The organism is uncultured Roseibium sp., assembly GCF_963675095.2.
Classification (GTDB): domain Bacteria; phylum Pseudomonadota; class Alphaproteobacteria; order Rhizobiales; family Stappiaceae; genus Roseibium.
The window spans coordinates 38,247-51,928 of record NZ_CAXXSJ010000031.1 but is presented as its reverse complement, the minus strand read 5'-3'; the positions used below and the strand labels follow the sequence as shown (position 1 = coordinate 51,928).

12 protein-coding genes are annotated in these 13,682 nt (G+C 61.2%); 3 read left to right on the top strand and 9 right to left on the bottom strand.

Going from position 1 to position 13,682, the window contains the following annotated elements:
• Together ABIN98_RS12445 and ABIN98_RS12440 are read left to right on the top strand one after the other, a co-directional pair.
• A partial coding sequence (locus ABIN98_RS12445) for an Lrp/AsnC family transcriptional regulator (protein ID WP_346910375.1) occupies positions 1 to 379 on the top strand: 379 nt, incomplete at its 5' end.
• A 126-nt stretch (positions 380 to 505) separates the two neighbouring features.
• Positions 506 to 1,366: an SMP-30/gluconolactonase/LRE family protein gene (locus ABIN98_RS12440; RefSeq protein ID WP_346910378.1), complete on the top strand. Its 861-nt coding sequence runs from the start codon at positions 506 to 508 to the stop codon at positions 1,364 to 1,366.
• 208 nt (positions 1,367 to 1,574) lie between these two features.
• On the opposite strand, the gene ABIN98_RS12435 is transcribed toward ABIN98_RS12440, so the two are convergent.
• From ABIN98_RS12435 to ABIN98_RS12415, 5 genes are all read right to left on the bottom strand, one after another.
• On the bottom strand, positions 1,575 to 2,768 hold the full coding sequence (locus ABIN98_RS12435; protein WP_346910373.1) for an IS481 family transposase: 1,194 nt from the start codon (positions 2,766 to 2,768) through the stop codon (positions 1,575 to 1,577).
• A gap of 243 nt (positions 2,769 to 3,011) precedes the next feature.
• A complete protein-coding gene (locus ABIN98_RS12430; RefSeq protein ID WP_346910372.1) occupies positions 3,012 to 3,602 on the bottom strand; it encodes a hypothetical protein in 591 nt (196 codons plus the stop codon).
• A gap of 116 nt (positions 3,603 to 3,718) precedes the next feature.
• A complete protein-coding gene (locus ABIN98_RS12425) occupies positions 3,719 to 4,507 on the bottom strand; it encodes a rhodanese-related sulfurtransferase (protein WP_346910370.1) in 789 nt (262 codons plus the stop codon).
• Between the two features lie 112 nt (positions 4,508 to 4,619).
• The gene (locus ABIN98_RS12420; protein WP_346910369.1) at positions 4,620 to 4,802 is read right to left on the bottom strand and encodes a hypothetical protein; all 183 of its coding nucleotides are present in this window, start codon (positions 4,800 to 4,802) and stop codon (positions 4,620 to 4,622) included.
• Complete coding sequence (locus ABIN98_RS12415; protein WP_346910367.1) at positions 4,799 to 6,415, bottom strand: FAD-dependent monooxygenase; 1,617 nt, start codon at positions 6,413 to 6,415, stop codon at positions 4,799 to 4,801. Before ABIN98_RS12415 ends, ABIN98_RS12420 begins: the two co-directional genes overlap by 4 nt.
• Positions 6,416 to 6,488: 73 nt before the next feature.
• Between ABIN98_RS12415 and ABIN98_RS12410 the strand changes: the two genes are divergently transcribed.
• A complete protein-coding gene (locus ABIN98_RS12410; protein WP_346910365.1) occupies positions 6,489 to 7,244 on the top strand; it encodes a helix-turn-helix transcriptional regulator in 756 nt (251 codons plus the stop codon).
• On the opposite strand, the gene ABIN98_RS12405 is transcribed toward ABIN98_RS12410, so the two are convergent.
• From ABIN98_RS12405 to ABIN98_RS12390, 4 genes are all read right to left on the bottom strand, one after another.
• The gene (locus ABIN98_RS12405; protein ID WP_346910363.1) at positions 7,219 to 8,199 is read right to left on the bottom strand and encodes an FUSC family protein; all 981 of its coding nucleotides are present in this window, start codon (positions 8,197 to 8,199) and stop codon (positions 7,219 to 7,221) included. The two genes, ABIN98_RS12410 and ABIN98_RS12405, sit on opposite strands and share 26 nt — an antisense overlap.
• Before the next feature lie 116 nt (positions 8,200 to 8,315).
• Positions 8,316 to 9,224 carry a DUF1932 domain-containing protein gene (locus tag ABIN98_RS12400; RefSeq protein ID WP_346910362.1) on the bottom strand — a complete coding sequence of 303 codons (909 nt, stop codon included), beginning with the start codon at positions 9,222 to 9,224 and terminating at the stop codon, positions 8,316 to 8,318.
• A 164-nt stretch (positions 9,225 to 9,388) separates the two neighbouring features.
• Entirely contained in the window at positions 9,389 to 12,220 is a 2,832-nt protein-coding gene (locus ABIN98_RS12395) for a hypothetical protein (protein WP_346910360.1), read from the bottom strand.
• Positions 12,221 to 12,339: 119 nt separating this feature from the next.
• Entirely contained in the window at positions 12,340 to 13,467 is a 1,128-nt protein-coding gene (locus ABIN98_RS12390; RefSeq protein WP_346910359.1) for a tetratricopeptide repeat protein, read from the bottom strand.
• Positions 13,468 to 13,682: the final 215 nt, after the last annotated feature.

Sequence of the window (13,682 nt, the reverse complement as noted above, 5' to 3'; positions counted from 1 at the left end):
GCCGTCGACCTGCCTGCGCCGCGTGCGTGCGCTGGAAGAGGTCGGTGTTATCGACAAGTATGTCGCACTTCTGGATCAGCGCAAGCTCGGCCGGCGCATGGATGTCTTTGTCGAAATCGCCCTGACCGGCCAATCGAACGAAGTGTTGGAGAATTTCGAAAAGGCGGTCGCCCGGTCCGGCGAGATCATGGAATGCTACCTGATGGCCGGCGACGCCGACTACATGCTGCGCGTGACGGCCGCCGACCCGACCGATTTCGAGCGCATTCACCGGGAGGAACTGGCCCGCCTGCCCGGCGTTCTCAGGATGAAATCCTCCTTCGCCATCCGTCCGGTCGTGCGCAAGACCGCCTTCCCCATGGCCGAAAAGCACGATTGATCGACCGGTGCACATCGGTGGACAATCCGTATCGACGCCTTCGAACACGCAAGTTATAGTCGCAACAGCACATTGAGCTGCACCAAAGGAGAAACCGCAGGGTGACCTACAAGGTAACCCGGCTTTATCGATCCGACCTATCAGCTGGCCGAATGCCCGACCTGGGACGACAGAACCGGCCGCCTGCTGTGGACCGATATTCAAGGCCGGACCATCCAGTCCATGGACTGGGCCACCAAATCCATCACATCGTGGCAATTCGAAAATGAGGTCGGGTCCTTCGGTCTGACGGATGACGGCCGGCTTGTCGTCAGCGTGTGGGACAAGGTGATCCTGTTCGATCCGGAGAGCGACGAAAGAACGGTTCTGGCGGAGATCGAGACCGACCTGCCCCAGACCCGCCTGAACGACGGCAAGGTAGGCCCGGACGGCGCCTACTGGGTCGGTACCATGGACACGTCGGATCCGCGCGAACCGATCGGCGGGCTATACCGGGTGGATGCCGGTGGTGACGTCTGGCAGATCCGCGAAGGGCTCAAGGTCTCCAACGGGCTAGCCTGGTCTCCGGACGGCACCCTCATGTATCATTCCGACAGTTCTCCGGGATGGATCGAGGCCTATGTCTTCGATCCGGCAACCGGTTCACTCGGTGCGAAAATGCTCTTCGCCCAGCAGACGGAGGAAACCGGACGACCGGATGGCGCCACCGTGGATGCGGAAGGCAACTACTGGAGCGCGGGTGTTTCCGCCGGCGTGCTCAACAGCTTTTCACCCGATGGCGATCTGAAGCAGGTCATCCCCATGCCCTGTCCGAAACCGACCATGCCCTGTTTCTGCGGCCCCGATCTCGACCAGCTGGTCGTCACCAGCCTGAAGGCTTCGCCGGAAACCGACGACGGTGTATCCGGCGGGCTCTATCTGGTGGAAGGGCACGGGATTACCGGCCTGCCCGCAGGCCGTTTCAGGACCTTGGCCACGCAGGACTGAAATCCACAGCTGTCCAGTCTGACAGCGTATGGTTTGAAATTCGGATTTTTCCGCTTGTTTTCGTCTCCCCCCTTGAGGGGGAGATGTCTCCGTCAGGAGACAGAGGGGGGTAAAAGCCCCTCGGAAAGTTCGGCTTTTCGGAAAATGCGGTACCGTTTCACCCCCCTCTGTCGGCTCGCGTGTGCAACCCGGATGATGGGTAACAGTTCTATCCGGGAGGATGGGTAACAGTTTTTGTTTTTCTGCCTCGTGTGGGCCACCGCAGTTTTAGGTCTTCTGTGATGTAGCCGATGAATACCGGTCCGTAACGGAGTTCAAGCTGCCCGGTGTCGGCTTCTTCAATGCTGACCGGCTCTCCGACGAGGGCCATGGAGACATAAACGGTGCCGCCGCGCCACTTGATTTCGCCGTTCTGGCGCACCCTGCGCACGCATGTTCCTTGATCATAGTCGGGTGATCTCAGCCTGCCGCTCCAGGGTCTTGATGAGTCTGTATAGGCGGCTGCCGGGGTTGCCATGCCGAGTGCCTCATGCGGACGCTCTTCATTGTAGGTCTGCCGAAAGCGGACAAATCGGTCGGCCTGGGCCTTCAGGTTGGCCGCCGGTGGATTGGCGGTTTCATCCTTCAAGGTTCTGTGCAAGCGCTCCAGCCGGCCGTTCTGCTGCGGCGAGGCCGGGGCAATGCGTTCAGGACGAACGCCAGCCTTGATGAGCCGGACTGCCAGCCCCGACAGGCCGGCAGCTCCGGTCGAGGCAAAGGGCGCCCCATTGTCGGAACGGATAGCCCGTGGCAGGCCGAACTCGCGGAAGGCTGCCTCCAGAACGGACCAGACATGGGTCGTGTCGGGACGGGGGACGGCAACCACCCGCAAGAGATAGCGGCTCGCCTGGTCCTGCAACGTGAAGGGATCGCAGCGGCGACCGTCACCGGTCCGGAACCAGCCCTTGAAGTCCATGCTCCACACGTCGTTGGGCAAGGCCTGGTCAAAGGGGGACACGGAGCAGGGCGGCGCGCGGCGGCGGCGTTTGCGCGCAACGCTCAAGCCTTCCCGGCGCAGCAACTCGCCGATCGTCGAAGCAGCTGGAACCACAATCACCGGATCGGCATGCGCCTGAAGAAAGGCGCGCAGTTTTTTCGGACCCCAGCTTGGATATCGCCGGCGCAACGCAAGCACCGCCTCCCGGGATGTCTCCGCAAGCGCATGCGGACAATGATGCGGGGCGTGACTGCGCGGTGCCAAAGCTGCCGCGCCACCCGAACGCCAGCGCCTCAGTACCTCATAACCGGTCTTCCGGCTAATCCCGAACTGACGGCAAAGCTCCGACATCGACACCTCTCCGCTTTCAACCGAAACGCAGAACCGGACACGCTCTTCCATCGCACAGGTCTCCCGAAATCCCATACCCCGAACCTCCCTCGTTCGGCGTAAGTCTGACCTGTTACCCATCCTCCCGGATAGAACTGTTACCCATCATACCGGTTCATACCCGCGCCGACATCTCCCCCTCAAGGGGGGAGACCGGGGTGGGTGGAACTGCTTTTCGTGTCCACTTTGGCCCGGAGGAGGAAAGCCCACGATATGTCAAATACTTGGCAAAAGACGTCGTAGGCAAACCGGACACCAGTGGTTGATATCCGTAAAACTTCAGTACCGGCAGCCGCTGCGCACCTTGACCGGCTTCCAGACGGTCTGTGCCTCGCGGACCTTCACGGTGCGGGTCACGGTGCTGTAGACGGCCGGTTCGCGCACGACGCGCTGTGATGCCGGCTGCACGAGCACCCGTTCCTTGACCGAACCGTAGATGGCCGGCTGGCGGACTGCGACCCGACCACCCGGTTTCACCAGCACGCGCTCCTGGACCGTGGAATAAGCGGCCGGATAGGCGACCTTGCACAGGATCTTGCGCCCCTTCCGGATCCGGTATTCCCAGCCGTAACTTGCCGGCCGGACCTGCACCCGGCGGGACTGGAGGGAATAGACGGGCGCAACCGTGCGATAGCTCACCCGTTCCGGCTGAAGCACCACCTGCCGTGTCTGATAGGCATAGACCGCGGGCTGGGTCACCACATGGCTGGAAGCCGGTCTGACCAGTACCTGTTCCTGGACGGTCTGGTAGACGGCCGGAACGACGGCCTGTTCGTAGCAGGAAAGCGCCCTGCCGCCGGCAAGGACCGATTGTGTCTGGGATAGAGCCAGCAAAAGACCCAAACTGGCACTGACAACGGTTCGACGCATGACACTTCCCCCTGTCCAAGCCTGTGAAATGACAGGCCGCTAGGCGAAGTCTAGGAAAAATTAACGAAGTGTTAAAGCTTTAAAAGCCGTAGGGTCAGATTCCGATGGGCAATGCATTACCCGTTGTCGTAATCCGTATCCTCGTTGATCACGTGCCGGGCCTGTTCCGGCACCCATTCGCCCCAGCGCGGCTCGAGCTTGTGGTCGACCGACACCCGGTCATCGAAGACGAAGCACTCGCCCTTCCAGAGGCTTTTGTCCTCCGGCACCTTTTCCAGGTAATTCAGAATGCCACCCTGAAGGTGATAGACCTCTTCAAAGCCTTCCCGCAGCATGAGCGAGGTGGCCTTTTCGCAGCGAATACCCCCGGTGCAGAACATGGCAACCTTGGGCTTGTTCTCCAGCTCCACAGCTTTCTGCACCCAGTCCGGAAACTCGCGGAACGACTGAGTATTCGGATTGAGCGCGCGCTCGAAGGTGCCGAAGGCATATTCGTAGTCGTTGCGGGTATCGATGACGACCACGTCCGGATCGCTGATCAGATCGTTCCAGTCTTCCGGCTTCACATAGGTGCCGACCAGTTCGTTCGGATCGATGCCATCGACCGCAAGGCGCACGATCTCCTGCTTCAGGCGCACCTTCATCCGCTTGAACACGTGCCGGTGGCTCCAGGCCTCCTTGTGCTCCAGGTCGGCCAGGCGCGGGTCGGCGCGCAGGTGCTCCAGCAATTCCCGGACGCCGTCTTGCGGACCGCAGACGGTGCCGTTGATGCCTTCGCGCGCCAGCAGCAGGCTGCCGCGCACGTCCCGTTCCACGCAGAACCGCTTCAGCGCATCGCGCATCTCCTCGTAGTTCTCGAGGGTGGCAAACTTGTAGAGGGCGGCAATCAGGTACTGGTTCGACATGGCGTTCAAGCTTCAGGCGGCTTCGGGTCTTTGCGGTCAGGATGATCCGCCGCTTATACAGCCATGCCGGAGCAAAAGAGAAGTCCGCAATTCATCGGACCCCGAGTCGGGCCTATCCGCCCGCCAGATCCTTCCTGCAGTCGGCAATCAGCTCCAGAACCTTGCCGCCGGCGCCAAGCTCGTGGGCGAGCGCGAGGCAGAGCTTCGCCAGGAAGACTTCCCGTTGTTCGGCTCCGACTGCGTCGATCGTTTCCGCCATGGTCTCGTAAACCGTTTCGATCTCGGCCGGGGTCATAGGCTCTCTCCTGAAATTTGAAGAATCTGGCGCAGTGCGGTTTCGACCGTATCCGGATCGACCTGCCGCCACCTTGCGGCCACGTGCATGTCGGGTCGGATCAGATAGATCGTGCCCTCTTCCGCGTCATAGGCGCGGGCCACATCGGTCTCTGCGCCGAGCCGCAGGACGGCCACGCCCTCGATCCGCTCCAGTCCGGCCAGGTCGATTTGATCGCCGAAAACGAGAACCGTGAACCCCGACAGCCGTTCCGAGAGGTGCCCCTGCTCCAGCGGAGAATCGGCAGCCACCGCCCCGGGCGCGGGCCCGGCCGAAAAGGCCGGGTCATCGGCCAGGGTGACAGGGCTGTCGGCATAGGTGTAAGGCACCATTTGCCGCGGGTTCGCCAGCGCGCCCGCGTAAGGATGGCTGAGCGCAAGCGACAGGGCGGCATCGCGCATCACCTGCCAGCCATGGCTCGGTGGCGTCATGAACCGGGTGCTCTTGGAGGCATTGGCAAAGACGTCCAGCGTCGCCCCGCGCCGCTCCGGGGTGTAACTGTCGAGCAGCCCTTCTCCCGCACGGCCATTGAGCACCCAGCCCAGTTTCCAGCCGATGTTCTGGGCATCCGCGAGCCCGTTGTTCAACCCGCGCACGCCGAAGATCGGCACGATGTGGGCACTGTCGCCGATGAAAAAGATCCGCCCGTCCCGGTAGTCGTCGAGCGCCAGCGTATTGGCGGAATAGACGCTCCACCATTCCAGGTCATAACCGCCGGTATGGCCGAGGTCTTTCAGCACCGCTTCCACGTTCCGGCGCACTTCCGCTTCTTGCGTCGCGTCTTCTGCGGAGTCGCCATCTCGCAGCTGGTAGTCGATCCGCCAGATGTTATCCGGCTGACGGTGCACCAGCACGGTTCCCCCCGGCCGGCATTCCGGATCGAACAAGGCCCGCCGGATGGTGGGATAGTCATGTTTCATGCGCACGTCGGCGATCACGTAACGGCCTTCGTAATTTTCGCCCTGAAGCCGCAGCCCCCGCATTTTCCGGACAGGACTGTGGGCGCCGTCGGCGGCCAGAACCCAATCGGCCTTGAAGGCGTAGTCCCCACCCGGATCGGAGACAGAAAGCCTCGCCCCGTCTTCTTCATCGGCGACGCCCGTCACCGCGCTTTGCCAGCGGATCTCGATCAGCGGCGAGGCGGCGGCGGCCTCCCACAGGAACTGCTCGATATACTGCTGTTCGAGATTGTACATCGGCCGGAACCGCTCGGCCTCGCTGTCCGGCATCTGGAATTCCAGGATCTGCTTGCCGCGATAGAAGGTCCGGCCCGTGGTCCAGCCGAGCGACTTATCCAAGAACGGCGTCAGCGCGCCGAGCCGGTCGAGAATGTAATAGCTCTGGCGGGCGATGCAGATGGCGCGGCTGCCGTCGTTGAAGGTCGGCTTCTTTTCCAGAACCACCGACCGCACGCCTTCACTGGCGAGCGTCAGCGCCGCCGTCAACCCGACCGGTCCTGCACCGACAATCGCCACAGGCACTTCGTCACCCAGATGGCCACGTTCCGACGGACCGTCGAAATGCGGATAGGTGAAATAGAGCGAGTCGAGCTCCGATCGGCCTGCGGGACGCATGAGGTTTCCTCCCTTTCTGGAACAGGCTGAGCGCCTGCCTTTCCCCTGCTATACATCGCAAGCGCCATGGAATATGTCCTCTTTTATGGAGGACAAGAACCACATCGACGCCACTGCCGGCACTCTCGGAGAGATCTCTCAATGCCTGGGCACGCTCGGCAAACCGGCGTTTCTGGAGCCTTTCTTCGATCTTCTGAGATCCATGACGACTGCCCAGATCATGGTCTTCAGCTACAGCGAGAACCACGCCCAGTGCCTGCTGTCGCGCAATTTCATCGAAGGCGGCATCGGCAAGCGCCTGGCTGCAGACTATCTGGACGACTGGTTCCTTCAGGACCCGCTCTACACCCGGATCATGGCGCTCGACGAGGGAAGCTTCGAGACCCATCGCCTGAAGGACGTCCTGCCGGACGTTTCCGAGGACTACCGGCGCCGGTTCTTCGCCGACCCGGACATCGAGGACAAGACCACGGTCCTTGCCATCGGCCGGCACCGGCTGGCGATCAGCTTCTACTGGCAGGCGCCGTATGACACTTCACCGGAGCTTCTGAATATCGCCGCCCGCCTGGTCCAGCTCCATTTCGACGCCCTTGTGCCCTCGACCGAACCGCCCGCCCTGCAGGTGCTGTCGGCCCGCGAGCGGGACATCTGCCTCGGCATTCTGGCCGGCAAGAAGGCGGAACTGATCGGCCACGAACTCGGCATCAAGCCGACCAGCGTCGCCACCTACCGGCAGCGGGCCTACGAGAAGCTGGGCATCAACTCCCGCGGCGAGCTGTTCGCCATCTGCCGGACTTTAAACTTCAGCTGGTCTGGTAGCGGGGCATGAAGTGGTAGAGTTTCGAAACCGAATAGGCGGCAATTGCCAGAATCGCGCCACCGATGATCACGTGCTGAAGGGTGTGCACCTCACCGCCGACCTCGCCTGAAAGCAGGAAGCAGAGATTGCAGTTCAGCCCGAACGGCGCCGTGCGCGGATTGGCCCTGAGGAAGGCCCCAGCCGCGACAAAGACCCCGATCAAGGTCAGATGCAGCGCCTCGCTCGGGATGCCCCAGTCCAGGATCATGCGGTAGACGATCGACGTCAGAATGCCCAGGGTGCTGCCCGGCCCCATGAAGCGGATGATGGGCGTCGGATCCGCTGCAGCCCCCAGAATGACCGAGTAAATACCCAGCGAAAGAACCGCGCTCATGACCGCGAAATGGGGATAGGCGGTCAGCACCGCCATTCCGGCAAAGCTCACCGCGAAACTGACCACGCCCCGCATTGAGGCAAGCTTGAGCCGCCCCTCCGTGATGCGCTCGGGATGAGGTTCGGTCCGGCGCGGTGTGAAATAGAAGGTCACAACGGTGACGCAGATGACCCCGATCAGCGTGCACCAGAACCGGTCGATGGCGAGCTCTATCGTTCCCGCACCACCGATCAGCGAGGGCACGATGATGATCACCGATGTGATCCCGATCATGACCGCGCCATAGCTGTAGATCGTTCCGATCCAGAAAGCCGCTGCCGTCGACAGTCCCATGATGAGTGCGAGCGCCGGCACGAGCACGTAAGGAGAGGGAGAATAGTGAAGCACCGCCAGCGCGAGCGCCGCCCCGGCGATCGTGCCGACAACGCGCAGGACACCGCGGATCAGAAGGTCCTCCCGATAGGCCTGGCTGACCACCCAGACCGGCATCGCCGCCCAGAACGGATGATAGAGATCAAGGGAAATGGCGATCAGGAGCGCGACGAAGGCCGCAACGAACAATTGCGCAGCATTGAAAACCGTGGCGCGCATGATGCTCCCTTCCGGACAGCTTCCTCCCGAGAGCCGCAGCTCCGTTCTTTTGTGACAGCTTCTCGTGGTCGCCGCCAGCCCTGTCAGATCTGGCAGGGCTAGCGGCTCACGATGGATCAGTTGCCGGACCGAAGGTTCTCGTTCGCCGCCTGCGGGGCCAGCGCCCTCACCGTCTCGATCATGCCGCGCGACGTGTCCCTTGTGCGCCGGGTCTCATGACCGAAGGGCGAATTCGCAAGCAGCCGCATCATCGCCGCCGCGCCCTCATGGAACCCGCCGGTCAGGCCCAGCGCCTCGTAGGTATCGCGGATTTCCTCCATCTCCCGCACCCAGCGCCCCGCATCGGCGGGCAGGCGCGGAATATTGGCTTCCGCCTTGGAAAGAAACCCGGGCTGGCTGTATTTCAGCTCCGCGACAAAGGCCTCCAGCAGTCCCATCCGTTCGGCTGCCACGAACCCCGCCGTGAGCAGCGCGTTGTGGCCCTTGGTCTGGGACGCGTAGACCATCTTGAAACCGGAGGCGTCGCCGATGGTGTCCCCTAAATGAATGATCTCGAACGCAGGGCCGTCGAGCGCGTCGAGCCCCCCGCTCCCCGCCCCGGAGAGATAAAGCCGCGGCACCTTGCCGTCCTTCGGCGGCTGGCCGATGATTCCGCCGTCGACGAACCTGACCGGCATGCCGTCGAACAGGTCTGCGATTTCCCGGACAAGCACCGGCGAAATCGCGTTGCCTTCGACAAAGGTGAGCGGTTTGGGGGCATCGCGCAGACACTCCGCCACGGCACGGGCCTCTTCCTCGGCAGCGGAGGGCGGCAGCACGGAAAACAGGATATCGCAGGCGGCAACGAGGCTTTTCAGATCCGGCGCCCCTTCGATCCCCGCCTCTTTCGCCCGCGCGACACTCTCCGCACTGCGACCCTTCAGCACCGACACCACCCGGAACCCGGCCCCGGTCAGTTCCCGGGCCATGTTCCCGCCCATCTCACCGATGCCGAGAAGGCCGATAATGGGGTTTTCAGTGCTCATTGTGCTCTCCGAAACAGTCTTGGTGAGGGACTATGTGTCGGGCGTCCATTCGCGCGCAAGCGCGAAGCTTTGCCGGAAGGGCGTTCATTGTCCGGAAAGCACAATCTGCCATGCCCAACACATCAAGCGCGTTGTTGTGGCCGCTTCCGGCCGCCCGTCGGCTGCTAGTTCACGACATCACACGGAATCCGGCTGACTGTGTAAGGCCCGATGATCCCGTAAACACCCACAGGATAATAAGCCGCCTTTGTCAGCTTTCGGGCACAAACCCATTTCATCATCTCTTTGTGGGTTGGAAATGTTCCGAGCACGATGGCTCCGTCTTTGAGAGCTCGGCGTTGGGAGGCATGAAAGGCATAGGGAAGCGTGCCGCCCCCGGTATTCTTGCAACAGGTCCTGTCGGCTTCGTGGACCCAAACCAGAAAATCGTCCGGCGATTGCGACGCCACCTTGGGCTTGTCGCGCGGATTGTCTTTGACCTGGGTTGGGGCTGAGGGCTGGACGAGACCTTTACCAAGGGTATCGATCCTCGCCAGGGTTGACTTGCACCTTGCTTTGCCGCGCGCTTCGGCCAACTTGGTCCGGGCCGATTGCACCTGCCCCGCATCCTTAAGGGACATCGCAGTTTTGAGCAGACGCCGAGCATCGATTTCGGCATTGCGGGACCGGTTCCATAAGTCCACCAGTTCCGCCCGGCGCGCGCTTTCGGGAAGGTTCTTGATCAAGGCCCGGCTATCCTTGAAGTTACAGACCCTGACCATCTCCGTGATCCGAACCGCTTCGGCATCGGCCATCCGGCCGTCGGCCTTGGCTATGGCGCCGGCCAGTTTCGTGCGCGTGCTGGCGCAATAGGGAGGTACGCCTTGCGCCTCGTGCAGCTTTGCGGTCGCAGCCGGCAACTGTCCGTTCTTGTTGAGAGCAATGGCTTGCCTGATCAGGTCGCGGGCAGCGCGCTCATGCGCGTAGGCGCCTTTCCATTCCTCCGCCAGGGCGTCCCTCTTGGCGGAGGCTGGCAGCGCAAGGATACGCTCGCGGATGGCATTTTTAAGATCGCAGGACTCAAGCGCAGCCCGGCCCTGGGCGATCAGCCGATCGGCAAGCTCCGCAACCCTTGTTCGACTTGCGGAGACTAGCGGGTCCAGATCGGGACAGGCTGCGACATCGACGCCGCTAAGTGCGCTGTCGGCGCCAGAAAGGTCGCCTCCATCAATTCTGGCTGAGGCTGCCTCCAGTTCGGATTTTTCCGCCTGGCAATCCGGTGCTTGCACCTGCGCCTTGCCGGGATCGATCGGCTGCCCGGTTTCGGTATCAGCTTTCGGATCCTGTTCCTTTGCCTCAATGGCGCGAAGGCATTTCTCCGCCTTTATCGCTGCGTAGTAGACCAGGCCGAATGCACCGTCGGCCTTCGACTTTGAACCATTGGCGAGATCCAACTGCTGGCTGCGTTTTGCCAAAGCTGCCCGGTACCGACGTGCGAATTCCAGACTGATCTGTTCGCGGAGCGTGTTCAGGTTCTCTTCCATCTCCGTGCACAGGTCCTTGAATTCCCCTGCGTTCGACCGGCAGCTAAGCGCAGAATCGCGAAGTTGCCCGTGCTTCTGACTGATGGCGGAAAGCTCTTCGTAGCGGGCCCTGTAGATATCGGCATGCTCGTAACCGGCCTTTTCGGCGTCTTCCAGGAGTTGGAGCGCCAGGGTCTTCTTGGCGTTGATTTCAGCGGCCTTGTCATTTGCATCCGCCCGATCCGCGGCGTGCAACATCTCATTGACCGGTTTCAGGCACTGATCTTTCAGGGCCGATATCTTTTCCGCACTGTCCGCGGTCACCTTTTCGACCGCCACATCCAGATTTGGCAGGTCCTTGTTGTTGGAAAGCGAAACCGTCAAATCGTCAAAAAGTTGCTTCGCTTGACCGTAAAGCTCCCTGGCGTTCACAGCAGCTTCCCTGGTTGTCGCCGCATCGGCTTTTGCCACGTCGAGCCGGGGCGGCTCCTGCGCGAACTCCTTGCAGACATTTTCCGACTGCACGGTTGCCGTTCGCGAAAGCGCATCGATTTTCGCGATCAGCGTCTCCAGTCTTTGCAATTTCAACTGCTCGGCTTCCAGCGCGGGCGCAAAGGATATGTCGGGCTTGAACCCGGTCGCTTCCATCTCCCGGGTCCAGGAAAGAAATTCGTTCCACGTCCCCGCTGCGTGGCAAGCATCATCAAGGGCTTTTTTCTGGGCATCCTGCGCGTTGACCAGCGCCTCAAGAGAATAAAAGACCGCCTGAAGATCACGCGGGTCGAACGCCTCTGCTGACACTGACGGTTCGCCAGCCTGCGCGGCGGCATCCTGCGGCTTGTATCCATCCGGGTCTCGAAGAAAGCGGTCCAGTTCCGCGATGTGCGCCTCGGTAAAGCAGGCCGTAGCACCCTTGAACTGTTCCTCGGCGGCTTCCGGTACGTCTTCCTTGAATGGATTGAGATTGTGGAGGACGGAATTGCGGTAAAAGCTGGCGTGAACCAGCTCGTGCAGCATGGTGGTGGCGATCTTGTGGGGCGGATAAAACCCGTCGGTGAGACCGAGATCGGACGCGAAAGCCGCGTGATGGAGCTGGATCGTATCGCCATCAAGCGTCTGTCCCGCGGCGGTATACGGGTTGATTATGGAGTTGTTCGCCTTGCCCGTGTAGATGAACCGCGCTTTCGGGTCATCCAGAACGGCAATGAGCCCATCCCGCTCGGACTTGCCGACGCCCCAGTACGTTCCTGTTGCCAGCTCGTATTTCAATTGGGCCAACAACGCGCGGGCATGGACCTGTTCGAACATTTTCTGGTCCGGCGCATCAGGTTCGACGGCCAACTGGATATGCGGCGGCGTCTGATCATTGTCGCGATACCAGTCGACGACATCCTGGCAAGCCCCTTCCGCGCGGGCCGGAGATGCAATCGCGAGTAAAAGAACAAACAGGAATGGGAAGACATATGCGCAACAAAAATCTCCGTATCGGTCCATCCGACATCCCCCACTGACTGTTCAAGTCATTCACAAAATCAGGCACAGCATAAATCAGGATAAACACGAGGCGTTTTGCGGATTGCCATCAGCTGTCCCGAACCCGCCTCCACGGTAATTCAGTCCAGCTTGTCGAGCGATTCAAGCTCATCGAGCCCGAGATCATCTGCGGGGACGTCGGAGGGCTCACGCCCATTGAGCTCGTCTTCAAACCTGCGCTTCCATTCCGCGGCCTTGGCCGGGTCTTTGGGAACACCCCGGCCGTCCTCATACATCCCGGCCAAAGCAAACATCGCACCGAGATCGTCCAATTCCGCCGCCTTGAGATACCATTGGACAGCCTCTGCCTCGTTCTTGGCGACCCCTTCGCCCTCCTCAAACATGCCTCCGAGGTAGGACATGGATGTGGGCTCCCCCAGGTCCGCAGCCTTGCGATACCACCTGGCGGCTTCCGTAAGGTCTTTCGGCACGCCTTCACCATTCATGTATGACAAGCCGAGATTGAGCATGGCATAGGGTTCTCCCAGGCTTGCGGCCTTGCGATACAGCTTGATGGCTCCGCTCTCGTCTTTGGCAATCCCGCCTCCCCCCATCATGAGCACATCGCCCAGCCCGGTCATGGCTTCGGGTTCCCCCTCGTCGATCGCCTTGCGAAACCATCTGGCTGCCTCCGCAACGTCTTTCGGCACACCCGAACCGAAGGCCAGCATGAAAGCCATATTGACCATGGCCATCGGATAACCGGCTTCCGCTGCGCTGTGATAAGCTTCATATGCCTCGGGAAGCTGCTTCTTCTGTTCCAGGGCCCTGCCGAGCTGAAAATGAAAACGAGGCGTTCCCGGATAGCTTTCAAGTGCTTTCCGGCATGCCGCGATGGCGGCATCAAAGCGAATCCTTGTATATCGAACGCCCTCGGCAACCTTGCGCGGATCCGAAGGTTGCGCCGCCAGCCGGTCGCATTCGGTCACAGGCGGCTGATCGGTAGTGAGAGCCGAATTACTAACCGCATTTGCCGGCTGCCCGGGGCTCAGCGGTTCGGCGGCGCCTTGGAGCTTGTTGATGCGGATGCGCGCCAGTGCGGAAAATTTGCCTTCCGGATATGCCTGCAGATAGGCCTCCAGTTCGGCCGGATCCTTGCTGTCCTGCACGCTCTGCCAAAAGGTGATCTCGCCCTGATCCGATTGCGCGTGAGCTAAGTCCCCGAAAGCCGTCATTGCCATGGCAATCAGCAAAGCACGCAGAAACATCCGTATTCTCCCCCCGACCCCGCAGTTCAAAACATTCAACCCGGCAAGACTAATGCTCGACAGACCCTGTCATAGCCGGTCCGCCACGCAACTCCGTAAGAATAACTATTAGGAGAGTTCAAACCGGCACCAAAGACGAAATTGACTCTGCAAAGTCCGAAACTTAGGGTTTCAGGGAGCAGCAACGCCTACCTTTGACCCCACCCGAAATCGTC